Below are 22,812 nucleotides of genomic sequence, written 5' to 3' on the forward strand. Positions count from 1 at the left end.
CGATCCCGGACTCACCCTTCTGGGTTCCGTGCGGCCCGGCCTGACGGCTGCGGACGCGGCGGGGCGGCACCCTTCGCCGTCAGCACGTACTGCCGCGGGTCGAAGACTCGCGTGCGACGACGGAATCGCCATGTCGGTTCGGGCCAGATGGACGTGATACGACCGGTACGGTCCTGGTACCAGCCGACGCAGCCGCCGGCGGCCCAGACGGTGGGTTCCATCCGGCTCTGCAGCTCCGCGTTGAAGGCGTACTGGGCCTCGGCGCGAACTTCCACGGCGGCCAGGCCCCGGCTGCGCATCAGCCGCAGGCAGCTGAGCAGGTAGTCGATCTGCGACTCGATCATGTAGATGAGGCTCGTGTGGCCCACGCCGGTGTTGGGACCTGCCATCAGGAAGAGATTGGGGAATCCTGCGACCGTGGTGCCGAGGTGGGCCTGCGGGCTGCCTCCCCAGACCTCGCTCAGGGACCGTCCGTCGGCGCCGATGACCTGCTGCGCGTACGTGGCGTCGGTAACGCGGAATCCGGTTCCGTAGATCAGCACGTCCACCGGGTGCTCGGCGATGGCATCTCCGTCCCGCGCCGCGCCGGTGGGCGCGGTGAGCACCGCATCGGGCCCGATGCTCGTGATCGGATCAGCGACCACGTCGACGTTGGGCCGGCCCAAGGCCGGGTAGTAGTCGTCGGACAGCAGGACCCTCTTGCAGCCCAGTTCGTAGTCCGGGGTCAGTTTGGCCCTCATGCCCAGGTCCGCGACCTGACGGTGCAGGTGGCCAAGTGCCTCGCGTTGGCCGAGTGCGGCCATGGTGCGGTTGCCGAGCAGAGCCGGCAGCGTCGCTTCCCGGGCCGCGTACTCCCAGCCGCGAGCCAGTCGCTGCACCGGCGGTGCCAGCCGGAAGAGACGTTGCTGCCACCGCGGGACGGCCCGGTCGCGCCTCGGCGCGATCCAGGGCGGAGTGCGCTGAAAGACCGTCACCTGCCGTGCCGTGCGCTGCAGGTGAGGGACGAACTGGATGGCGCTCGCGCCGGTCCCGATCACTCCCACCCGCTTGGTGCTCAGATCAAGGCCGTGTCTCCACCTGGCGGAGTGGAACGCCTCGCCGGTGAAGCGGTCGAGCCCGGGCAACGAAGGAACGGCCGGTTCCGACAGCGGGCCTTGAGCCAGTACCAGCAGCCCGGCGGTGAGCGGACCCGTGCTGGTCCGCAGGTCCCAGCGCTGCCGCCCGGAATCCCAGGCAGCGCGTTGCAGTTCGCAGCCGAGCCGCAGATTCGGCGTCAGGTCGTACTCGTCGACGCAGCGCCTGAGGTACTGCCCGATCTCCTCACGCGGGGCGAAGCGCCGACTCCACGCGGGATTGGGCGCGAAGGAGAACGAGTACAGGCGCGAGGGAACGTCGCAGGCGCACCCGGGATAGGTGTTGTCCCGCCATGCGCCGCCGACCTCGTCGGCCCGCTCCAGTATCAGCACATCCCGGTGGCCCTCCCGCAGCAGCCGAATGGCCGTACCGAGCCCCGAGAATCCCGCGCCGACGATGACCACGGATACGTGGCGTCCGCTCATCGCATCCCCCTGCACGGGGCCGTGAGCCTGCGGCACGGCCCCCGGTCCGCGCGGAGCCGTGTCCGGGCGCTGTGGGTTGGTCATGATCCTCCTCCATCAACATTTTGCTCGATCTCAAACCGATCGTATATTATTCGATCGTAACCAATGAGAGAGGAAAAGTGAATGAGGAACCCGCCATCCGCCAGACCCGGAGGGATCGGCGGTGGGGGCGCGAGTGGCGGCCGAGCTGCCCTAAGCGACCGAGGCCGTGGTGGGCGTGGGCGCCGGCCCCTGGCTCGGCCCAGGGACAGCTCCGGTGCGGGAGCCGGGCAGGACACGCGACATCGGCCCAGGCCAAAGCGGCCCAGGAGCTTTCCGGTCGGCCGGGAAGCCACGCCTCGACGTACGCGACGGTCGTGGTCGTCCATGGGGCCGTCACGATGCGGTTGCCCCGCACACCGTCGGCGCGGTCCGCGCGTACGCCACAGCCGAGCGGGCGCAGACCGAAGTCCTTACCTCCGTGCCGGACCGGCCGGGACGAGCCCCTTCACCAATCGCTCGTCAGCCATCGGCCGTCGCTGATCCGCCGCTGTCTCGGGCCCGTTCGCAAGCGCCGCTCCAGGGTCGGCCGTTCAGGGAACCAACTGCTCGCGCGCGGCCCTCAGGTGACCGGAAAAGAAGGGAACCGCCTCGTGCCCGACCACGACGAGCCTGCCCACAACAGCTTCGCTCGCTGGCTGTTGCATCGCTGCCGACGGGCCGGACACGACACCGAGTCCGCCGACACCCGGAGCTCGATCCACATCATCGCCGCTTTCGCAGTGTCCGACGGCCTGGACGCCGCACTTACGGCCAACCTCGCCCAGGCTCTCGCGGTGACTCCCGAGGAGCTCACGGCCGCCATTCCCGTACGTCGGCCGGGCGCGGGACCGGTCCGGGCGGATGACGTTCACGATGCGGGCCCCACCCCGAACGGACGGATCGAGGGTTGCACGGGCTGATGTACCGGCCGGTTTCCGGCACTCGGAGGAGGCCGGCCCCGTTCCGTACGCGTACACGCAGCAGGTTCCAACGGAGTCAGCCGGCCGTTGCCCGGGGTCTGCTGCCCGTGGATCGGGCGGGATCACCTCGACGCACCAGCCGCTCTCGTCCATCAGGCGGCCGTAGACCTTCACCTGCCGCAGCACCAGCCGTCGTTCGGTGACGGCGACGCCGGGGCTCTTCATGGAGATCCGGATCAGCGCTTCCTCACGTTGCTCGAAAGAGCGCAGATTGACGATGAGAGCGAGGTCGGCCGGACTGGCCACGGCCGCGCACACGCGGGTTTCCGGCCAGCTCGCCACCCGCGCGTTCACCCAAGCTGCGAACCGGGCACTCGACGACGAGGGCGCCTGGCCTGACCCTGAATCCCCCTTGACTCCGTTGGCGCGCTGGAAGCACCTCCCAGGTGGGCGGCTGAGGTTGATGCCGCCGTGTCCGGCGCAGCCGGGCTTCCGCCGGACGATCCGCAGGGTTCGAGGTCGCGATCGCACGGGCCGCGGAACCCACTCACCGGAACACCATGGTCACGGTCCGAGGCTGGGGGTCTTCCCCCCTGTCGTCGTGCTCGTACACACGGAAGGCGGCCCCGGGCCTGCCCGGCGCCGGCGGGCTCGCCCAGGGCCGCCTTGAGCACGTCCAGGGGTCAAGTCCTCGACCGCCGCTTCGGCCGGTGCGCCGACTCCGCGGACGGTCCCCCTTCCGCCAGGCCCCGCAGCCGACGATGGGTCAGGTGTCCTCCAGAGGTGCGAGACCGGACGGCCACTCGTTCCACCGGGTGGATCGTGCCGAACAGCACGCTCTCCGGGGCGGCCCGGGTGTGTGAGCGGAGCAGGGTTCGGCGCCGCACCTCGCGCAGTAGAAGACCGTCATCCGAGCCGCCATATCCCACCGGCTGCGTGGGGCACGACTGCGTATCCTCACCGTCCGGGGTGCCTCCCCGCGGGTGGGCTCGGTCCGCGCGCGTGACGGGCGCGTGTGAGGACCGGCGCCCATCGGTTTCCCGGGGGCTGCGACGACAGAGTGAGGGTCCAGCAGTGCGTAAAGGCCCAGGGGTGACGGCGAGGGCGCCAAGGGGCGTACGGTTGCCCGTCGTCGCTCGGCGGGTACACCGGTACGCAGCGGGCAGCCCGGTTCACCGCTCCGTGGTTCGGTCGTCCGGCAGCTGCGCACCGCGGACGTCGAAGCACACACCGTGCCGGTACCCGAGGAGCTCGCGGTTGTTGAGTTCAACTGCGGCGGTCTTGCAGGACCTTGGCGAGCAGCAGCACCAGCAGCCCGGCAAAGGGGATCACCAGCAGACCTGTGCGCAGGCTGGTCGCGTCGGCGACGTAGCCGACGACCGGTGGGGACAGCAGGAAGCCCAGGCGCATGAGCCAGGAGACGATCGTCAGACCTGAACCGGGTTTGAGGCCGGGCAGAGCGTCGGCTTCGTGCATCGCCGCGGGTACCAGGGTCGCCACCCCGAATCCGGCCAGGGCGAAGCCCAGGATGGTGCCGGGCAGCGTCGGCACCGCCAGTGCCAGCCCCATGCCGACCGCGGTGATCAGGCCGCCGGCCCGGGCCACAGCGCGCCGGCCGAAGCGGTCCACGAGGCGGTCCCCGATGATGCGCCCGATGAACTGGGCGCCCACCAGGGCGATGAAGCCCCAGGCAGCGAGTGCTGCGGAAGTGTGCAGGGCGTCGGTCAGGTACAGGGCGGCCCAGGAGTTTCCTGCATCCTCGACGAGAGTGCCGGCTATGGCGATCAGGACGAGGGCCGCCAGCACGTACCCGACATGCGAGGTGCCGTTTCCCCTCTCGGCGTTCCGCTGTTCCGGGCCGGTCTCTTCCGGTTCGTTGTCCGGGCCGGGGAGGCAGAAGCGCCATGCGGCCACGGCGGCGACAGCGAGGACGATCGCTGAGAGCGCGAGGTGTACGCCGCGCGACAGGCCCAGCGACATTGCTCCGGCGGCCATCAGCCCTCCGGTGACAGCGCCGATGGACCAGATCGCGTGGAAGGAGTTGAGAATGGACCGCCCGTAGAGCCGCTGCACCCGAAGACCGTGCGCGTTCTGCGCGACGTCCGTGAGTGCGTCCATGGCTCCGGCCAGGAACAGGGCGGCCGCGAACAGCGCCACCGACGGGGCAAGACCGGCGGCCAGGATGCCCGTACCCGTCAGCAGGGTCCCGACGACCGCGACCTGCGCCGAGCCCACGCGGCGGATGAGTACCCCTGCCGCGAGGCCCGCCGTGATGGCCCCCGCCGGGAACGCGGCGACCGCCAGCCCGTAGGCGCCGTTGCTGATCGCCAGATCTTCCTTGATCTGCGGATACCTCGGCAGGAGGTTGGCGAACAGTGCCCCGTTCGTGAAGAACAGGACGGCTACTGCGGCCCGTGCGTGCCGCCCGGCGCGGAGGCGCCGTGCCTCGATGTCAACGGTCATACGGACGACCTTAACCCCAGAAAGTACGAACGTACACTCCCCCCGGCGGTAAATTCCGACCGAGTGGTAAGTATTTGATCGACAGCCGCGCCGGGACCGCCCGGAAAGGGCCGGCACACGGGCGCAGCGTCTGTCCGCGACGCCACCAGCACACAGCCGAGGAGAGATCAGCACGTGGAAAGCATCACCAAGAACAGGCAGTCGACCGCCGCCCTGCGCCTCATGATCGAGCGTGCCTACGGTGCCGACAGGGTTCCGACAGGCGAGGGCTGGATCAGCGAGCTGGGACACGGATGGTTCAACGTCGCCTGCCGCATCCGCCTGCGCGACGGCGCCGAGGTTGTCCTGAAGATCGCCCCGCCGTCGGAGGTGGAGGTGATGGCCTACGAGAACGGTGCCATGTCGATCGAGCTGGCCACACTGGAGCTTCTGCGCACGCGTACGTCCGTTCCGGTTCCCACCATGGACTTCGCCGGACCGGAGCCGTGAACTGTGCGACGCCGACTACTTCTTCATGCCGTTCATCAAAGCCGATAACCTCGGCATCATCGTCGACACGCTCCCCCGCGCCGAACGCGAGGCGTACAGGGAACAACTCGGCGCGCTGAACCGTGAGATCAACTTCCTTCGCGGCGAGAACTTCGGTCCGCCGGCCGGGCCGGGCGACCCGAGCTGGAGGCGTGTGTTCACGGGCATGGTCGAGGACGTACTCGTCAACGGTGAACGCCGGGGCGTCGGCCTCGGCTGGGACGACGACGTCGTCCGCGCGACCGTGGCCGAACACGCCGACAGCCTCGACGAAGTGACCGAGCCGCGACTGGTCGAGTGGGATCTGTGGGACAGCAACGTCATGGTCCGCGACGGCGAGATCGTCTGCATCATCGACCATGAACGCGCCTTCTACGGCGACCCGCTGATCGAAGCCGGGTTCACCGGAAGCCAGATGGCTGCCTTCGGCGTCGCGGCACCCTTCATACGCGGCTACGGCCACGGCGAGCTGACCGGAACCCAGCAGGTGCGCCGACGCCTTTACTGCCTCTACCTGGTGCTGGTCATGGCGATCGAAACCGTGTACCGCGGACACACCGACACCAAGCAGTACGACTGGGCCCGCCTCCGGATCGACGAGGCCATGTCCCTGCTCGGCCGCAGCCGCCGGTGACCTCCACACCCACTGCCCCCGACCGCACCACCCGCCTCGGCGCCGAGCCGGTGGGCCGCCTGCTGCGGCGCGCCTGCATCCAGACCACGGGCGCCGTCGGCGTGTACGGCATCTACGCACTGACGAACGCCTGGTTCGTCGGCTACGGCGTGGGCGAGACCGCGATGGCCGCGGTCAACCTGGTCGCCCCCCTGCTGCTGTTGCTCGGCGCGGTGTCCCCACCGTCGGCGCGGGCGGGGCCTCCCTCATCTCCCGCGCCCTGGGCGCCGGGGACCGGCAGGCCGCCGCCCGCGCAGCGGGCAACACTCTGACGGCGACGTCCCCTGACACCAGCCGGTCCCGGGCAGGCCCGTCCCCCAGTGGGATTGGGGCAACCAGGACCCCACAGGCACCCATCGTCCACTGTCAGTTGGTGTCGTCGCATCGGCTGGTTCATGCTCGTCGCGATCGTCACGCCCGAGCACTACAGCCTGGGTGAGAAGACCTTCGGCGTCGGGATCGGTATCACCGCCTACACCCTGGGCATGCGCCACGCCTTCGACGCCGACCACATCGCCGCCATCGACAACACCACCGCAAACTCATGCACGAGGGCCAGGCGCCCCCTGTCGGTCGGCTTCTGGTTCTCCCTGAGCCACTCCAGCATCGTCTTCGCCCTCGCCGTCCTGCCTGCTCTCCCTCGGGATCAAGGCCCTCGCCGGCCCCGTCGAGAACAACGACTCCCAGTTCCACAACATCACCGGCTGGATAGGCACCGCGCGCCCGAGCTCATCACGCGGTCGAGGCCCACCGGTATAGGTGCCCACCTCCGGCGAGGCGAACAACTCGATGAACGACGCGCGGTCTTGGGCCTCGGACTCGCGGAGCACAAGCCGCTCGGTCCTGATCGGGACAGGTGGCCGGACGACGGGTCTGAGGTCAGTCATGGCGGGCAACCTATCTCACGCCCGTCGGCTCGATCCGTAGACAAGAACCGCTGCGGCCAACGGACAAACGCCAACCCTGCCGCAGTGCGGCATCGCGGTCATCCCGGCCCGCTGCGGCTGGATCCTCCACGACTGCTCCGCACGCTGCCGCGCCTCCTGCTGGTCCTTGACCTCCAGCCCCTCGGATCCGGTTGCGGACCTGCCGCAGCTGCCACTCAGCCACTGCTCCAAGGTCCGGTACTTGTCGAGGTCGGACATGCCGCCGGACATGGCTACGCCGCTCCGCTCTCTGTCGGCTCGTATACCTGCTGCGGCGTCGGCTGGGCCTTGGGCGGATCCGGCCGACGGTTCATGCGGCTCTCCGTTCGCGGTGCTCCTGGCGGTGAGCGAGTCGCCGCAGCTCAACCCGGGCGGCCGGGGTCCGGCCGGGCGGGGTGGACCAGAACGGATGCCACTGGATCCGGGAGGACAGGTCCAGGAGGCGGCGGCGCAGGGCGGTCGTGTGACGGGGGCGGGACACGGCGAGCTGCCGGTAGGTGGCGAGCCACGCGCGCTGGGCCCGGACCAGGTCGTCGGGGAAGGGGAAGGTCATACTCCAATTAGAGCACTTGTTCGATTTCGGGCGCGACCCGATTCGGGGCGCTCCGCCCGAGCCCCAAATGGGCGCCACCAGTACTCGTACGCAGCCTGTGGGTATGGGCGCAGAGCATCGTCTCCGGCAGCAGGGCGGTTCGGGCGGACACCATCGTGCAGGTCAGTGGGACCCCGGCGCGTCCCCATACGTCACCATGCTCGTCACCGGCGGTGAGGAGGTTCACATCAGGCCCGGCCCATCGGATCGGGTGCCCAGTCGCTCACCGAGCGGGACAGGTCAAACGGCCCCGGTGACCGGCCCGGTCTCCATGCGGTCCAGGCGTTCGTAGCGTGCGCGAACGACGCGGGCGCGGTTCTGGACGCAGCGCACGGGGCATCCAGCGTGATCCCTCACACGGACCCGTATCACCGTACGGCGGGAACAAGGCGCTTGACTTCCCGCAGAGTGGGGGCGGTTTCGATGCTCTGGATGCCGGGGAGCAGGCTGATGCGCTGGTCGATGTAGTCGTACAGGTCGGACGGGTCGCGGAAGATGCCGCTGGCGACCAGGTTGGAAGTGCCGGTGACGGCTGCGGCGAAAGCGATCTGCGAGTGGGTGGCGAGGGCTTCCCCCACGATGCGCAGGTGCGCGGGGGTGACGTTCAGCCAGATCCGGGTGGCCATGTGGTAGCCGAGGAGCTGCGGATCGAAGTCGACGGACAGATTCAGGGCACCCTCGACGCGGAGGCGGTCGAGGTGGCGCTGGACGCTGGACGGGGAGCGGCCGGAGGCCGCGGCGAGTTCGGGCAGCGTCGCACGGCCGTCCCGGGCCAGCTCGGTGAACAGAATACGGTCGGTTGCGTCCAAGCTGAGCGGGTCGGTGGTGGATGAGCCGGAATCCACCGTGGCTGCAGTTCCCTGCGGCTCGAACCGGGTGGCGTACCAGGTGCTGGTCGCACCGACGAACATCCGCATCATGCAGTGAGCGCTGACGGAGAGCACCTGCGGGGTACGGGGGAGCTTCTCCAGCAGCAGTACGTTGCGTTCCTCAACCGTACGGGCGTTGAACGCGCAGTAGAGCTCGGTCCCGCCGGACGCGAGGGTGACCCAGCTGGTGTCCGGGCGGCGGGCGAGGGCTTCGGCGATGGTTCCGGCGGCGTCCGGAGTGCAGTGCAGGCGCAGCAGCCACCGGGTCAGACCCAGCCGGGAGGAGACGGGCAGTCCGATGATGCGCAGGCCGAGGGTGCGCAGCCGTTGGTATCGGCGGGCAATGGTGCGTTCGGAGACACCGAGGTCTCGTGCGATGCGGCTGAAAGGAGTGCGGCCGTCGAGCTGAAGGGCCCGGAGCAGGTGCTGGTCGAGATCGTCCATGGTGCCGTGATCCACCGGTATACCTCATTCCTTCGCCGGATGATCCCGCTTTCAAGCGTACGGCTTGGGCCGGAGCGGGAAGAGCCTGGATGGTGACCGGGTCGTTGTCCATCCGGTGTGGGAAGTGGGAACCAATGCGTATCTGGGGGCCGTTGGCAGCCGTCTGCCTGGGCACGTTCATGTTGCTCGTCGATGTCACGATCGTGCTGGTGGCGTTGCCCGCCATGTCGGAGTCGCTGGGCTCGTCACTGTCCCAACTGCAATGGGTCGCCGACGGCTACGCGCTCGCGGTGGCGGCTGCCCTGCTGGGCGCCGGGAGGCTGGCAGACCTTCACGGGCGGCGGCGGATGTACGCGGGCGGACTGGTCGTCTTCGCCCTGGCATCGGTGGCCTGTGGGCTGTCGCCGAACATGGCCGTACTGATTGCCGCCCGCATCGTGCAGGGACTGGGTGCTGCGGCGATGTTCACGACCACGCTGTCCCTGATCAGTACCCTGTACTCGGGTCGCCGCCTGGCCCTGGCCTTCGGCACCTGGGCAGCCGTGGCCGCCGGCGCTTCCGCCCTGGGACCGATCCTGGGAGGCCTGCTCACCCAGACCTTGGACTGGCGGTGGATCTTCTACGTGAACGTCCCGGTCACCGTGATCGCCCTGGCCATGACCTTCCGATGCATCCCCCGCACTCCACCACCGGTGCGGGACACCTCACGGCGCCTGGACGTTCCCGGCGTCGTACTGTTCGCGATCGGTGCAGGCGGATCCGTCTACGCACTGACCGAGGCGCACGTCCAAGGGTGGCTGTCGACAGGGGCACTGGTGCCGCTGGGAGCAGCACTGGGCGCATTCGTCGCCTTCCTACGAGTGCAACAGCGCTGCCGGCACCCGCTGCTGGACCTGTCGCTGTTCCGCCGGCCCGCGTTCACCGCTGCCATGCTCACGATCGCGGTTGGCGAGGGCACCGTCTACGGAATCATGCCCTACACCTCGCTGTGGCTGCAGTCCGTGCAGCACCTGTCCCCTCTTGCCGCCGGTCTGGTCCTGCTGCCGCACGCGGCGGCTGCCGCATCGGTAGCGGTGCTGAGCGGACTCCGCAGACGCAAGCCCTCCCCCGGTTCGGGCGCTGCCCTCGGGCTCGCTCTCGCCGGTCTGGGGGTCGGCGCCCAGGGCTTCCTGGGACCCGGGTCGGGCTGGCCCGTCCTGGTGGGGGGCCTGGCCCTGAGCGGGGTCGGCATGGGGCTGATCTTCCAGGTCGCGGCAACTCTCGCGCTGAGCTCCGTTCCGGCCGAGCACGCGGGTACGGCCAGCGGCACCTACAGCACCTTCGAACAGCTCGGCTACGCCTTCGGAGTGGCCGGCTTCGGCGCCCTGGCCGTCTCCACCATGACCACGTCCCTCCGCGGCAAGGTCGCCGATCCCGTCGTCACCGCGCAGACCCTCTCCGGTGGCGGTGCCGACAGTCTCCTGGCCCACGCCCCGGCTACGCGGCGCGCCTCTCTGGAGCACACACTCCATGGCGTGTTCGCCACCGGGCACAACACCCTCGCGCTCGCGGCCGGTGCCGTGGCCCTGGCCGGAGCCGCTCTCGTGCTGTGGCTGTCCCGACAGCCCCGGGAAGAACGCCCACCAACAGCCGCAGGCCAAAACAGCCCTGACGCCCAACCGTCCACAGCCGCGATCGAATGATCCCGGCGGCCACCGTGCCGAGCCGGGCGATCTGAGGCACGACGCACTCAGCGGACACGTCCTGTGTCACGCCGAGACCGCCGCATTCTCACTGGCCGTCTTCAGCCTCGCTCATATCCCGGCCCTGTCCGCCTTGCTCGTATCCCGGCCCCAACAGCAACCTCAGAGAGGGACCCGACAATGGCCACCACCCCGATTCCCGTCATCGACCTCAGCCGCTGGACATCGAATCACAGCGCGGACCAGGAGCGGCTCGCAGCCCAGGTCGACATCTCCCTGCAGTCCACCGGCTTCCTCCTGGTGACCGGACACGGCATCGAACCTGATCTGCCTGGCCATGTACGCGCCGCGGCACACGACTTCTTTCATATGCCCCAGGCGGCCAAGCGGCACTACGACCAGAACCGACGTGGCTGGATCGGCCGGGAACGGGTGACCACCGCCCGGTCCGAAGGCACCCACACCCCGCCGGATCTGCTGGAGGTCTGGTCATGCGCCGTCGATTCCTCCGTACGGCCCGGCAACGCACACCGGATACCTCGCGACTGGCCCGACGAAGTCCCCACCATGCGCCCGCTCGTTACTGCGTACACCGACCGGATGCGCACCCTCGCCGACACACTCCTCGAAGTCATGGCGACTGCCCTGCGTCAGCCGACCGACCTCTTCACCCGCCATACCACCCGCCCGCACTGGGACTTCACCATCAACTGGTATCCGGCAGCCCACGAAACCGGTGCCGCTGCACCCGGCCAGTTCCGCGTCGGTCCGCACACCGACTTCGGCCTCATCACCCTCCTGAACCGGCAGCCCGGCAAGGGCGGCCTTCAGATCTACGACGATGAATCCGGCTGGCAGGACGCCCCCTACGAGCCCAGCGCCTACACGCTCAACATCGGTGACCTCATGGCCCGCTGGAGCGGAGACCGCTGGCGCTCCGGCCGCCACCGCGTTCTGCCGCCGCCCCCCGAGGCCCCGCAGGAAGAACTCACCTCACTGGTGTACTTTCACGCCTGCGCACCCCACACCCGCATCACTTCGCTGCCGGCCCCCCTCGGCCTCAGGCCCTACAGCCCTGTACGTGCTGGGGACTACCTCCACGACAAAATGCAAGCCATCCTCGGCTGACGTTCGACCGCCCCTCGGCCGGCGATCCCGGTGGGAAATCACCGGACGGCCAGGGCTCCCGTTCGCCCGGAATGGACACCCTCACCCACCTGACGGGCGGGAGCAGCAATACCCGCTTCGCACCGCAGAGGCCCAATTCCGGCTCGACACGCTGTTCCCGTCGGGAGGGGGAGACGGGACTGTGGTGGTGGAGTTCGACGGCTCGTACTGGCCCGGCCGTGTCGCCGACACCGCGAGGCCGGGTACCGGATCGTGTGTTGACGCGCCTGGGCGGGCCGGGCTCCAGAGTTCTCCCGTCTTCGGGTGGGGCGGCACAAGGAACATCTCGGCGTCCGTGTCCGAGGCGGCCAGTCCTGGGCCGGCCTCGATCGGAGGCGTGCTTTCCCCCTCCTCCAACCAGTTCCACCCAGGAGAGCATTGCGGTGTCTCTGCCGTCGACAGGGAGGCGGCGACGTGCCGTTCCGAGTATCCGGAGCGGTGCGCGGCCGGCATGTCTTCCGTTTCGGCGCCCGGACGGTAACGCGCTGTGCCCCGGATGCTCAAGCAGTGCACTTCAGAGGCTCAACCCAGCACCTGCACAACCGAATCGGGCCGCAGCGCGAGCACTTGCGGGCCGGCGGACGGTGGCCTGCCAGTGGGCGATGCCCCGGGGCAGCATCGCGAGACGGGGGAGCAGTTCGTCGGGGTCGACGGTGGTGGGGTCGGTGGTGTCCCAGGTGATGGTGCTACTGGTGGGGCGCAGAGATCGGCGCGGTGGGCGGCCTGGCGGCGCGTACGGACCTTCAACACGAACAGCCACCACCGCCCCCGGCCTGCGCGAAGCGTGCGAGTTCGCGGACGCCTGGATGCGATCACGCTCCAACCCGCTCATCGAGTGGGGCTTTGAAAGGACCTGTGCGCGAGTTCGCCGCTCCAACACTCCGACAGATTCGAACGTACGAGACAAGGGTGACGGCCACTCGTTCGGCCGATCAGAGCCCTTTCGCGCTGCCAGACTCCCGGAAGGCAACGCGCCGGTGGGGCGTGGGCGAGGCGGGAGCGGCGAGGCAGGGTGGGTGTGACGGACCACGACGTTCCGCGAGCACGCGCGGTGACGGAGGACCGGCCGGGCGGGCGACAGCGCGGTGGCGGACCCGACGGGCAGCGACGGAACGAGGGGGCGGCGCCTGCGGGGCCGCGGCACGTGGCCTGCGTGATGGACGGCAACGGCCGTTGGGCGCAGCGGCGTTCGCTTCCCCGCACGGCTGGTCACCGGGCCGCGGAGACCGCCGTGATCGACGTCATCGAGGCGGCCCGCTCCGCCGGCGTGGAGTGGCTCAGTCTGTACGCCTTCTCCACCGAGAACTGGAACCGCCCTGGTACCGAGGTCGAATTCCTGATGCGCCTGGTGCGCCGGGTTGTACGCAAGCATGCGCCGCTGCTGCTCGCGCGCGGTATCCGCTGCCGTTTCCTCGGGGTCGCTGATCCCCGCATCCCTCGTGAACTGGCCCAGGACTTCGATGACTTGGCTGTGCTGACCGCCGAGAACCGGGGGATGACGCTGACCGTCGCCTTCGACCACGGCGGGCGCCGGGACATCGTGGAGGCCGCAAGGTCGCTGATCCGCAGTGGGACACCCGCCGACGACGTGACCGAGCGGCTCTTCGCGGACCATCTGCCTTTCCCCGACACCCCCGATGTGGATCTGGTCATCCGCACCTCCGGTGAGCAGCGCATCTCCAACTTCATGCTCTGGCAGGTCGCCTACGCCGAGTGGGTCTTCCCCGAGGTTCTCTGGCCGGACTTCCGGGCTCCCGACTTCCTCGCCTGCCTGCACACCTACCGGCGCCGCGACCGCCGCTTCGGCGGCGTACCCGCCCATACGAACGGAGAGCCATCATGACCACCGAAACCACGGGTATGGCCGACGAAGCACCCCTGTTCGGCCCGAAATCGCAGTTCGGCGCCTTCTTCGACGACCCGCGCTGGGCCCTGGCCATAATCCGCGCCACCGTGCTGGAGGCCGCTCACCCGCAGATCGGCGCCGCCCTCGTCGACAACTCCACCTTCGTCGCCCACCCCTGGCGCCGACTGCGCAACACCTTCCTCAGCATGCGGCGCATGTTCGGCACCGACCCAGCCGTACGCGAACGGGAGGCCGCACGGCTCAATCGGCTGCACACGCGCATGAGCGGCTCCGACTCCCGCGGCCGCGCGTACGACGCGATGGACCGTGCGACCCGCGCCTGGGTGGTCGCCACCCTCTTCGAGAGCGCCGTCACCATGTGCCGGCTGAGCGGCCAGCCGCTCGACCAGGACACGATGGAGCGGATGTACGCCGAGTACCGCGCGTTCCTCGCCGCGCTCGACGGCGACGCCGCAGAACTCCCCGAGGACCTGAACGACTTCTGGCGATACTTCGACCGGGTCGTCGAGAACGAGCTGGAGAACACCGAGGCGGCCCGCGTCATCCTCTACCGGCTCTTCGACCACCTGCCCGCCCCCGCGCTGCTCGACGGCGCGCCGACACTGTGGGCGGCCGGCCGCGCTGTCGCCGGTCCACTCCTCGGCGCGATCACCGTCGCCTCGCTGCCCGAGCCCTACCGGCGCCGGGCCGGCCTGCCCGAGATGCCCGGCGCCTCCACCCTCATGCAGGGCGCCTACTTCGCCGCCGGACTCACCCGATTCCTGCCCGAGGGCTGGATCAACGCCGAGAGCATCATCGAAGCCCTCTCGCTCTCGCCCGACAGCGACGACCCCCGCGCCCGCACCGTAACCGCCCTGCGTGCCCGCATGAAGCGGGCATCGGCCCTGCTTCGCCTCCTCACCCCACTGAGTGGCGACGCCAACCCCGACCCGGCGCCTTCGGCGGGCACAGAGGAGAACCGACGCTCGGCGGAGGAGTTCTTCCGCCGCGTGCTTGACCAGACCGGCGACGGCCACCTCGACTGGCCCGACCTCGCCGCCATGGCACGCGAACTCTCCACTCGCCTCGACCTGGACGAACCCGAGGAGACCCGGCTCTACGACGCCTTCGCCGCCTGGTGGCGCGAGCTCCAGGCCGCCCTCGACACGGACGGCGACGGCCGCGTCAGCGCCGCGGAGTACGCCACCGCCGTCCCCTCCCTCGCCGGACCCGCGCTCATCCGGGTTGCCGAGGTCCTCTTCGACGCCACCGACAAGGACGGCAACGGGAGCATCGACGCGGACGAGTACCGAACCCTCTTCCGCACCGCCTTCCACCGCGACCTCACCAGCGACGGCGCCTACGGCCGGAGCGCCTTCGTGGGCGACTTCCTCTCCTTCATGGCGGGCCGCCGCTCGGGTACCCCGTACGACCCCCTCCTCGCCGATGCCTGACGAACCGCGGGGATCCGCTCCACAGCGGTCCGTACACGGGGCAGGGCTGGACCTGCAATCCGCGCCGGGCCGGGGTACCGGCGTTCGGGTGCGTCAGCTCCCGGCTCCGCTGCTGACGGTGCAGTGGAGCGAGTCGTCGATCACGTCGGCGATGATCGTGTCTCCGGGCTCGGCGTCGCCGCCGAGGAGGAGTGAGGCGATCCGGTTGTCGCGTTCCGTCTGGCTCGTGCGGCGCAGTGGGCGGGCGCCGAACTCCGGCTGGTAGCCGTGCGCGACCAGCAGCTTCTTCGCCGCCTCGGTGACTTCCAGTCGCAGGCCCTGTGCGTGGACGCGGTGCTTGCCGCGGTCCAGGAGGTGTTCGACGATCTCCTCCAGGTCCTTCTCGGTGAGGCTGTGGAAGACGATGATGTCGTCGATGCGGTTGAGGAACTCGGGCAGGAACCGGCCGCGCAGATCGCCCATCAGTTCGTCCTTGAGCTCGGCCGCGTCGCCCTCATGAGCGAGGATGCGATGGGCGCCGATGTTCGAGGTCATGATGATCACGCAGTGCCGGAAGTCGACCGTGCGGCCCTGTCCGTCGGTGAGCCGGCCGTCGTCGAGGATCTGGAGCAGCGTGTCGAAGACGTCGGAGTGCGCCTTCTCGACCGCGTCGAACAGGACCACGCTGTACGGGTTGCGCCGCACCTTCTCGGTGAGCTGCCCCACCTCCTCGTAGCCGACGTACCCGGGGGGCGCACCGACGAGCCGGGCGACCGTGTGCTTCTCCTGGAACTCGCTCATGTCGAACCGGATCATGCGGTCCTCGTCGCCGAACAGCAGGCCGGCGAGGGTCTTGGCGAGTTCGGTCTTGCCCACCCCTGTGGGTCCGAGGAAGAGGCACGAGCCGTCCGGCCGGTTCGGATCCCCCATGCCCGCGCGGCTGCGGCGCACCGCCTCGGAGACCGCGGTCACCGCCTCGTCCTGCCCGACGACCCTGGCATGCATCTCCTCTTCGAGCTTGAGCAGCCGCTCCTTCTCGTCGGCGGTGAGCTGGGAGACCGGGATGCCGGTGCGGCGGGAAACAATGTCGGCGATGTCGAAGGCGGTGACCGAGACGACACCCTCACGGCGTTCCTCGACTCCCGCGAGCTCGCCCTCCAACTCGGCCATCTGCCGCTTCAGTTCCGAGGCCCGCTCGAACTCCTCGCCTTCCACGGCCTGGTCCTTCTCACGCCGCAGCTTCGCCAGAGCGTCCTCACGGCTGACGACCTCGGTGGAACGGACGGCGCTCCGCAGACGTACCCGGGCACCGGTCTGGTCCATCACATCGATGGCCTTGTCGGGCAGGAACCGGTCGCTGATGTACCGATCGGAGAGTTCGGCCGCCGCCGTCAGCGCCCCGTCGGCGAACCGGACCTGGTGATGGGCCTCGTACACGTCACGCAGACCTTCGAGGATCCGCACCGTCTCCTCGACCGTCGGCTCCGGGATCAGGACAGGCTGAAAGCGCCGCTCCAGTGCGGCGTCCTTCTCGATGTGCCTGCGGTACTCATCGATCGTCGTCGCGCCCACGACGTGCAGCTCACCGCGCGCGAGGGCGGGCTTGAGCACGTTGCCCGTGTCCATCGAGCCCTCGCCCGTCGCACCGGCGCCGACGACGGTGTGCAGTTCGTCGATGAAGAGAATGATGTCGCCCGGTGCCGCCTGGACGTCCTCGATGACCTTCTTCAGCCGCTCCTCGAACTGCCCTCGGTACTGAGCGCCGGCGACCATGCCGGACAGGTCGAGGGAGACGGCCCTCTTGCCCTTCAGCGTGTCGGGCACCTCGTCCGCCACGATGCGCTGCGCCAGACCCTCCACGATGGCGGTCTTCCCGACGCCGGGCTCACCGATGAGCACCGGGTTGTTCTTCGAGCGACGCGAGAGGATCTCGACGGTCTGCTCGATCTCCTCGGCCCGGCCGACCACCGGGTCGAGCCTGCCCGCTTTCGCTTCCTCGGTCAGGTCCCTGCCGAATTCGTCGAGGGTGGTGGCGGGCTGCTTCTGCTGGTTCCCGGCGGCGGGGCTGCCGTCGGCGGAGTGCGCGGCGCGTTCGGTGAGGCCGCGCAGTTTCTGCACGTCGGTGTCGTCGGCGCCGAGGAGGCGGCTCGCTCCGGAGTCGACGCCGTCGAGAAGGGCGGCGAGGATGTGCTCGGGGCCGATGCATGACACGCCCGCCTCCTGCGAGCGGCCATAGGCAGCGAGGGTGCGCTTTGCCGCCGGGGTAAGACCGGGCTCGGCGGACGGCTCACCGGACTCCCGGGGCAGCTCCTCGTCGAGCTGGGCCGCGAGCGCCTCGGGGTCCACGCCGGCCTGGGCGAGCAGCCCCCGCGCGGGTTCGACCCGGGTCGCGGCCCACAGCAGGTGCTCGGTGTCGAGGCCGGAGGTGCCGTCATCGGCGGCCTTGCGGGTGGCGAGGTTGAGGAGCTCGTGCGACGACTCCGTCAGGAGACGGCCGATCGGCACACGCTGCACGGCCGGGGGCGACGACGCCGGTGACATGCCGAAGAACCGATTGGGCACGTCGCTGAAAGGATCGGACGAACCGAAGGGTGAACCGAACGCCATCGACATGCCGGCTCCAGGGACGCGTACGGGGCACCCTCCACTCAAGCCCGCTGCCGACCGCCCCTCAAACGGAGTGAGGCGCCGGTCGACTACGGCCGTGCGGCCACCCGCGCGGTCGCGCGGAAATCCGCGCACCGGCGGCACCGACACCGCGGACGTACGAGGCCGGGCAGGACGTCACCACGTCCCGGCAAGCGAGGAGAGGTCGGTGTCGGCCGCGGCAACCCACTGAACGGCGGTCCGGGCTGGGCGTGGAGACGTGTTCCGGCCATGTGCCGCGCTGTTGCTCGGGGGAAGACATAGGGCAGACGGGACGGGATGTGACGACAGGTCACAGGGGAACGGTCGAAGCGCCCGGCACGCACCGCGTGCTGTGGTGGTGGAGCGGGCCCCGGGGCCTCTGGGACAGGTGTCGCGGATATCGGAACGGCTGGTGAAGAACGCCACAGAGGGCGATTCTTCTGGAACTGTGAGCGCCGGGCTCCAAGCATGTGACCGCACCCCGTCGGAAGACACCGGGCGACGCGTGCCTGCGCAGCTCTCCAAGGCCGCCCCCAGCACAGCCAGGGCGGCTCGTCCCGGAACTACGTACGCCGGACTTCCGCACAGCTCACCGGACCGCACAGGCAGTACCGACCTCACCCACAGGGGGGACACCTATGCACACCCGTAACCCAGCGCTGTCGAACAGACCCGTCCGGGCCGTTCTGCTCGTCATGGGCATGTTGGCCGCGCTCCTGGCCGCAGCCCTGCCCACAGCCGGCGCCGCCCCCGCCGCCGCGCCCGTCGCCGGCCCGGCCACCGTCCCCGACCGATGGGGAATCGCCTATCTGGACAACGCGACACCGCCCGCCGGGTACGTACCCGACCCCTCCCGCCAGTGGGGCAGCTGGGCCTCTCCGGCCGCCAACCCCGTCAAGGTCGATCAACTCGGCCTCGGCTCGTACGTGGTCCACTTCCCGCAGATCGGCGGCAGGGGCGGGATCGCCCACGCCACCGCGGTCAACACCTCCGCTCACTGGTGCCAGATCGCCGACTGGCGGCCCTCGGGATCCGGTGAAGATGTCTACGTGAACTGCTATCTGCCCAGCGGCGCACCCGACAACTCCACCTTCACCGTCCTCTACACCAGCAGCAGCGGCACTGCCACCCCACCGACCGGCTCGTACGGCTATGTGTACGCCGACAGCAGCGGCACGGTTCTCACCCAGTACAACTCCACCGGGGCCACGAACGCGGTGAGCAAGGGCTCGACCGGCATCTGGAAGGCATGGCTGCCCGGTCTCGGACTGTCCAGCCACGCGGGGAACTTCCAGGTCACCGCGGTCGATCCGAAACAGGGGGCACACTGCAAGGTGTCCGAATGGGCGCCGGGCTCCACCGGACAGACCGCCGTGGTCACCTGCTACGACGCGTCCGACGCTCCGTACGACGCCAAGTGGACCCTGAGCTACTCCTATCTGCGGGCGGTCCACGGACCGGCCTTCCCACCGAAGTCGTTCGGCTACCTCTGGTACAACGGCTCGCTGCCCACGCTGACCAACTACAACTCCAGCGGCGCCACCAACACACTCGGCGGCTCGGGAGCGCCCTTCGCCGTCACTCTGCCGTCGGTGGCCGTCGCTTCGGACACCGCTCATGCCACCGCCTACGGGAGTGGCCCCGGTTACTGCGGCCTGTACAGGCCATGGACCAGGACCGGCGGTACCGCCCAGCTCTACGTCAACTGCTTCGGCCCCGGCGGAACTCCGGTGAAGGCCCCCTTCTTCACCGCGTACACCTCGGCGTTCTGACGCCACACCGCCGCGGGCCCTGTCAGGCCTCACCTCCCGACCGATTCCGGCGCACCAGTCTCCTCCACTCCCCCGGCACCACGGGCCGAGGGAGTGGAGCACACCGGTATCCCGCTGGGACCCGGGCCCGAGGATGATCGATCCGTGCGCCTAGTGCTGTGACCGCATACGTTCACCGGGTTGGTGGCCGCACTAGCCTTTGGCCTCGGACGGTGATGTCGATCTTCGGCATGGGACCATTGATGGGTGAATCGACAGATCAGCCGTGACCGCTCGCTTGAGGAGCTCGAACATGATCGTTGGCCGACTCCGTCAGGTGAGGCGACCCGCCTTGTTGCGACGATGCACGCGCTTCGTCGTAAACCGCTCGTTGCGCTGACGGTCGAGGACCTGCGTATGCTTATCCGGCAGGATGTCGGCCTTGTCCACGTGCTGCCGCTGGCGCTCGAAGTATTGCGGAAGCACCCGCTGGCGGAGGGCGACCTGTATGAGGGGGACCTGCTCAGTGCGGTACTGACCCGGCAACCGGAGGTATGGAGCGGGTCACCGGAGCTCGTACGAGATCTTTGTCTGATCGTCTCGGAGCTGGCCGACCCGCCATCGCTCGTGCGGCAGGAAGCCTCGCGGTTCCTCGCCCTGCATGCGGCTGACGGCAGCGACTTCGAGGCCTGAGCACGGATCACGCGGCGTCGGAGATGGAGCGTCCGCCCCAACGAAGGCCCTTCTCGCTGCGGATACGTGCGCGCTCGCGGCGGTGGGCGGCCAGGACGTCGGGGTGGCGGGCGTTGGCGTTGCGCCAGCGCAGGTAGCGATGGAGCGCGCGGGTCTGAACGGTGTGGTTGGGGTGGTTCGAGTTGGCGAGCGTGAACTGCCTCAGCGGTCCGAAATGGGCCTCGATCGGGTTGGCCCAGGACGCGTTGGTCGGCGTGAAGCACAGTTCGACGCGGTTCTTCGCCGCCCAGGCGCGGATCTTTGCCCCTTGGTGGGCGGACAGGTTGTCCATGATCACGTAGATGGGTGCACCGTCAGGTCGAGCGGCGCGGATCGACTTCAGCGCGGACAGCGAGTGCGTCGCTCCCTTGTGGCGCCGGTTCACGCCCCACAGGGTGTCGTCGCCGATCGAGTAGCAGCCGTGGAAGTAGGTGACGCCGTGAGTGCGGTGATAGGTCGCGGGCACCCGGTCGGGCCGGCCCTGCTCCGCCCAACACGAGCCTCCGGTGGGGCGGATGCCGAGTGGTCCGAACTCGTCGAACGCGAAGACCCGGTCGGGGAAGTGCTCCAGGACGCGCTCAATGCGGTCCAGCTTGGCATCGCGCTGGGGGTCGGTGGACTCCTTCCAGGTCTTGGTGCGCTGGAAGGTAATGCCGCGGCGGACGAGCAGGCACCGTAATGCCTCGCGGCCGATCCGGATCACGCGGCCATGGACTTTCCGCAGGTAGACGGCGAGTTTGCGGATGGACCAGCGGGTGAAGGGCTGGCCGAGCCTGGTCGGGCGGGTGGTGGCCGTCTGGACGACGAAGCCCTCGTCGTCAGGACTGAGCAGGCGGGGACGGCCTCCCGCCCACTGAGGGTCCAAACAGGCCAGGCCGATCTCGTTGAACCGGTGGATCGCGTCGCGGACGGTGTCCTCGTCGGCATGCACCAACTGGGCGATCACCGGGACCCGGTTCCCGCCGGCCGAGGCCAGCAGCATCATCGCCCGCCGGAAGCGCACCGAACTGGTGCTGCCCCGGCGCACGATCTGCTGCAGCTTTCGCCCCTCTTGGTCGGTCAACCTGCGCACACGGACAGGCTCAGCCACCACAACCCCCAGCAGTCAGATCAACGGACGCCAGCGCACATCCAACCGCTACGACCACCCACCCGGCGAACCTTCCCGGTCAGAGCACTAGCTGAGCTGAACGCCGGTCCCGGTGGGTGTCGGTCCCCGTTCCAGGACGCCGCCATGACCTGGCACTGGGACTTCGTCGGCACGGCGCCCACCAGAACCGGGCAGTGGCCCTCCGGGCCACTACACAGTCGACCGCGGACGGCGGCGCGCTGTACCACGGCATCCTGGCGGCTCTCAGCTTGGCCAAGTGGTCGGCTCAGGAAGTCCTCCGCAGGTTGATCAGGTGGCGACGAGGCGGTGGATTCCTCTTGCCGGTCGGCGAGGGTGTGCTGGTCGAGCAGACCGGCGAGTTGGGCAGGTGGGATGACTCGACTGTCGTGTCGGGTGGGCGCCGGGTTCCACTGCTCCGCGAAGCGTCGTTAGCGGAGGCGGAGAAGAGGCGGAGGCGGCTTTTCTTCACAGGAGGTTGATGTCCGCAGTGTCAGCGGTGCCGGGGATAGTGGCCTTCATGACTGACGAGCGATACTCACGGCTTGCCGCCGAGCACCTTCCCGGCGATTTCGCCCAGCGCTGGACAGCGCTCCTGCGCCCGTGTGTACGCCTTCGTCGGGCCGTGGGCGGCGAGCAGGCCGTGGCCACCCTCGGTGGGAACCCGCAGCTTCCGGCAGGGATCGGCTGGCCCGGGTGGCCAGGGCACGGGCCACTGTCCTTCATCGCTTCAGTGCGGTGCAACGAGTTGCCACGCGAGGGGCTTGCCGAGCAGTTCCCACAGGACGGAACCCTCCTCTTCTTCTACTTCGACGGCCGGACCGACGCCGGCGCTTTTGTTTCCGCTGACGACCCCGACACCTGGGTCGGGGCCCAGGTGCTGTACGTCCCGGAGAACACCCCGGTCTTCCCGACACCCGCACCCCCGGACCTGGAACCGTTCCCCCGTGTGGGCCTCACCGCCGAAATGGAGCAGAGCGCCCCCGACCTGTGGCTGCCACAGACCAGGAAAGCTCTGCTCGGCGAAGGCCGGGACCGGCCGGACCACCCCCGTGAAACCTCGGCCGAGCTCAAGCCGTTCCTCCGTGCCTTCGGCCGCCTGCGCACCCGCATCGGCCACCAGATCGGCGGCCACGCCGTACCCGTCCAGGGCCCGGTGGAGTACGAGATCGCACATGGGGCGCTCGGCAGCACGCACTCGTGGGGCGACCAGTCCCACGACCAGGAAGCCGAACGATGGGTACTGCTGGCCCAGTTCGACAGCGACAGCGACACGGAGATGGAGTGGGGCGACGTGGGCACCCTTTACTGGCTCATCCGCCCCGAAGACCTCGCCGCGCACCGCTTCGGCCAGGCCCGGCTGACCGTGCAGTGCTAGTACTGCAACGGCGTTTGGTGTGACTGGTGGCCAGGTTGGTCGTTGGGCTG

Annotated in this window: 18 protein-coding genes and 2 pseudogenes; 11 read left to right on the forward strand and 9 right to left on the reverse strand. The window is 69.3% G+C overall.

The genetic code is table 11. From position 1 onward, the window contains the following. Positions 1–11: 11 nt before the first annotated feature. The 3 genes from A6A29_RS16295 to A6A29_RS16305 form a co-directional block, all read right to left on the reverse strand. Positions 12–1,643 (reverse strand): flavin-containing monooxygenase, encoded by a 1,632-nt coding sequence (locus A6A29_RS16295; RefSeq protein WP_241838510.1) that lies wholly within the window; start codon positions 1,641–1,643, stop codon positions 12–14. Positions 1,644–2,173: 530 nt separating this feature from the next. Further along, positions 2,174–2,896, reverse strand: coding sequence for a hypothetical protein (locus tag A6A29_RS44765; protein WP_143196993.1), 723 nt, complete (start codon positions 2,894–2,896; stop codon positions 2,174–2,176). A gap of 912 nt (positions 2,897–3,808) precedes the next feature. After that, positions 3,809–5,005, reverse strand: coding sequence for an MFS transporter (locus A6A29_RS16305; protein WP_073720798.1), 1,197 nt, complete (start codon positions 5,003–5,005; stop codon positions 3,809–3,811). Between the two features lie 174 nt (positions 5,006–5,179). On the opposite strand from A6A29_RS16305, the gene A6A29_RS46580 reads away from it, so the two are divergent. The 4 genes and pseudogenes from A6A29_RS46580 to A6A29_RS16320 all read left to right on the forward strand — a co-directional run. Continuing rightward, a complete protein-coding gene (locus A6A29_RS46580) occupies positions 5,180–5,494 on the forward strand; it encodes a hypothetical protein (protein ID WP_241838511.1) in 315 nt (104 codons plus the stop codon). A gap of 25 nt (positions 5,495–5,519) precedes the next feature. Next, positions 5,520–6,167, forward strand: coding sequence for a phosphotransferase family protein (locus A6A29_RS16310; RefSeq protein WP_241838512.1), 648 nt, complete (start codon positions 5,520–5,522; stop codon positions 6,165–6,167). After that, positions 6,164–6,478, forward strand: coding sequence for a hypothetical protein (locus tag A6A29_RS16315; RefSeq protein WP_241838513.1), 315 nt, complete (start codon positions 6,164–6,166; stop codon positions 6,476–6,478). Before A6A29_RS16310 ends, A6A29_RS16315 begins: the two co-directional genes overlap by 4 nt. Positions 6,479–6,532: 54 nt before the next feature. After that, positions 6,533–6,923: pseudogene (locus tag A6A29_RS16320) on the forward strand (HoxN/HupN/NixA family nickel/cobalt transporter); the annotation flags it as partial. On the opposite strand, the pseudogene A6A29_RS16325 reads toward A6A29_RS16320, so the two are convergent. The 4 genes and pseudogenes from A6A29_RS16325 to A6A29_RS16340 form a co-directional block, all read right to left on the reverse strand. After that, positions 6,908–7,093, reverse strand: a pseudogene (locus A6A29_RS16325) (GNAT family N-acetyltransferase); the annotation flags it as partial. The pseudogenes A6A29_RS16320 and A6A29_RS16325 sit on opposite strands and share 16 nt — an antisense overlap. A gap of 15 nt (positions 7,094–7,108) precedes the next feature. Beyond that, a complete protein-coding gene (locus A6A29_RS16330) occupies positions 7,109–7,363 on the reverse strand; it encodes a hypothetical protein (RefSeq protein ID WP_073720799.1) in 255 nt (84 codons plus the stop codon). Between the two features lie 79 nt (positions 7,364–7,442). Next, entirely contained in the window at positions 7,443–7,685 is a 243-nt protein-coding gene (locus A6A29_RS16335; protein WP_073720800.1) for a hypothetical protein, read from the reverse strand. A gap of 407 nt (positions 7,686–8,092) precedes the next feature. Then, complete coding sequence (locus A6A29_RS16340; protein ID WP_107468232.1) at positions 8,093–9,052, reverse strand: Lrp/AsnC family transcriptional regulator; 960 nt, start codon at positions 9,050–9,052, stop codon at positions 8,093–8,095. 119 nt (positions 9,053–9,171) lie between these two features. Between A6A29_RS16340 and A6A29_RS16345 the strand changes: the two genes are divergently transcribed. From A6A29_RS16345 to A6A29_RS16360, 4 genes are all read left to right on the forward strand, one after another. Beyond that, complete coding sequence (locus tag A6A29_RS16345; RefSeq protein ID WP_073720801.1) at positions 9,172–10,719, forward strand: MFS transporter; 1,548 nt, start codon at positions 9,172–9,174, stop codon at positions 10,717–10,719. A gap of 180 nt (positions 10,720–10,899) precedes the next feature. Next, entirely contained in the window at positions 10,900–11,847 is a 948-nt protein-coding gene (locus tag A6A29_RS16350; protein ID WP_073720802.1) for an isopenicillin N synthase family dioxygenase, read from the forward strand. Between the two features lie 1,183 nt (positions 11,848–13,030). After that, positions 13,031–13,729 carry a polyprenyl diphosphate synthase gene (gene uppS / locus A6A29_RS16355; RefSeq protein ID WP_274535807.1) on the forward strand — a complete coding sequence of 233 codons (699 nt, stop codon included), beginning with the start codon at positions 13,031–13,033 and terminating at the stop codon, positions 13,727–13,729. Further along, entirely contained in the window at positions 13,726–15,186 is a 1,461-nt protein-coding gene (locus A6A29_RS16360) for an oxygenase MpaB family protein (RefSeq protein ID WP_073720804.1), read from the forward strand. The genes uppS and A6A29_RS16360 overlap by 4 nt, the downstream gene beginning before the upstream one ends. A gap of 93 nt (positions 15,187–15,279) precedes the next feature. On the opposite strand, the gene A6A29_RS16365 is transcribed toward A6A29_RS16360, so the two are convergent. After that, positions 15,280–17,778 (reverse strand): ATP-dependent Clp protease ATP-binding subunit, encoded by a 2,499-nt coding sequence (locus tag A6A29_RS16365; protein ID WP_073720805.1) that lies wholly within the window; start codon positions 17,776–17,778, stop codon positions 15,280–15,282. Between the two features lie 653 nt (positions 17,779–18,431). Between A6A29_RS16365 and A6A29_RS16370 the strand changes: the two genes are divergently transcribed. Both A6A29_RS16370 and A6A29_RS16375 read left to right on the forward strand, forming a co-directional pair. Then, entirely contained in the window at positions 18,432–19,565 is a 1,134-nt protein-coding gene (locus A6A29_RS16370) for a hypothetical protein (protein WP_073720806.1), read from the forward strand. Positions 19,566–19,811: 246 nt separating this feature from the next. Next, a complete protein-coding gene (locus A6A29_RS16375; RefSeq protein ID WP_241838514.1) occupies positions 19,812–20,237 on the forward strand; it encodes a contact-dependent growth inhibition system immunity protein in 426 nt (141 codons plus the stop codon). A gap of 7 nt (positions 20,238–20,244) precedes the next feature. Here A6A29_RS16375 and A6A29_RS16380 read toward each other — a convergent pair whose 3' ends face one another. Further along, complete coding sequence (locus A6A29_RS16380; protein WP_073720825.1) at positions 20,245–21,366, reverse strand: IS630 family transposase; 1,122 nt, start codon at positions 21,364–21,366, stop codon at positions 20,245–20,247. A gap of 538 nt (positions 21,367–21,904) precedes the next feature. Here A6A29_RS16380 and A6A29_RS16390 point away from each other — a divergent pair. After that, positions 21,905–22,762: a YwqG family protein gene (locus A6A29_RS16390; protein ID WP_079182790.1), complete on the forward strand. Its 858-nt coding sequence runs from the start codon at positions 21,905–21,907 to the stop codon at positions 22,760–22,762. Positions 22,763–22,812 lie beyond the last annotated feature (50 nt).

The sequence above is a fragment of the Streptomyces sp. TSRI0281 genome (assembly GCF_001905125.1).
Taxonomy (GTDB): Bacteria; Actinomycetota; Actinomycetes; order Streptomycetales; family Streptomycetaceae; genus Streptomyces.

Excerpts from the sequence above, each read along its gene's own strand:
- A6A29_RS16345 (WP_073720801.1), top strand. The coding sequence starts at position 9,172 with ATGCGTATCTGGGGGCCGTTGGCAGCCGTCTGCCTGGGCACGTTCATG.
- A6A29_RS16365 (WP_073720805.1), bottom strand. The coding sequence starts at position 17,778 with ATGTCGATGGCGTTCGGTTCACCCTTCGGTTCGTCCGATCCTTTCAGC.
- A6A29_RS16390 (WP_079182790.1), top strand. The coding sequence starts at position 21,905 with ATGACTGACGAGCGATACTCACGGCTTGCCGCCGAGCACCTTCCCGGC.
- A6A29_RS16330 (WP_073720799.1), bottom strand. The coding sequence starts at position 7,363 with ATGTCCGGCGGCATGTCCGACCTCGACAAGTACCGGACCTTGGAGCAG.
- A6A29_RS16370 (WP_073720806.1), top strand. The coding sequence starts at position 18,432 with ATGCACACCCGTAACCCAGCGCTGTCGAACAGACCCGTCCGGGCCGTT.
- A6A29_RS16350 (WP_073720802.1), top strand. The coding sequence starts at position 10,900 with ATGGCCACCACCCCGATTCCCGTCATCGACCTCAGCCGCTGGACATCG.
- A6A29_RS16305 (WP_073720798.1), bottom strand. The coding sequence starts at position 5,005 with ATGACCGTTGACATCGAGGCACGGCGCCTCCGCGCCGGGCGGCACGCA.
- A6A29_RS16335 (WP_073720800.1), bottom strand. The coding sequence starts at position 7,685 with ATGACCTTCCCCTTCCCCGACGACCTGGTCCGGGCCCAGCGCGCGTGG.
- A6A29_RS16310 (WP_241838512.1), top strand. The coding sequence starts at position 5,520 with ATGCCGTTCATCAAAGCCGATAACCTCGGCATCATCGTCGACACGCTC.
- A6A29_RS16360 (WP_073720804.1), top strand. The coding sequence starts at position 13,726 with ATGACCACCGAAACCACGGGTATGGCCGACGAAGCACCCCTGTTCGGC.
- A6A29_RS16295 (WP_241838510.1), bottom strand. The coding sequence starts at position 1,643 with ATGACCAACCCACAGCGCCCGGACACGGCTCCGCGCGGACCGGGGGCC.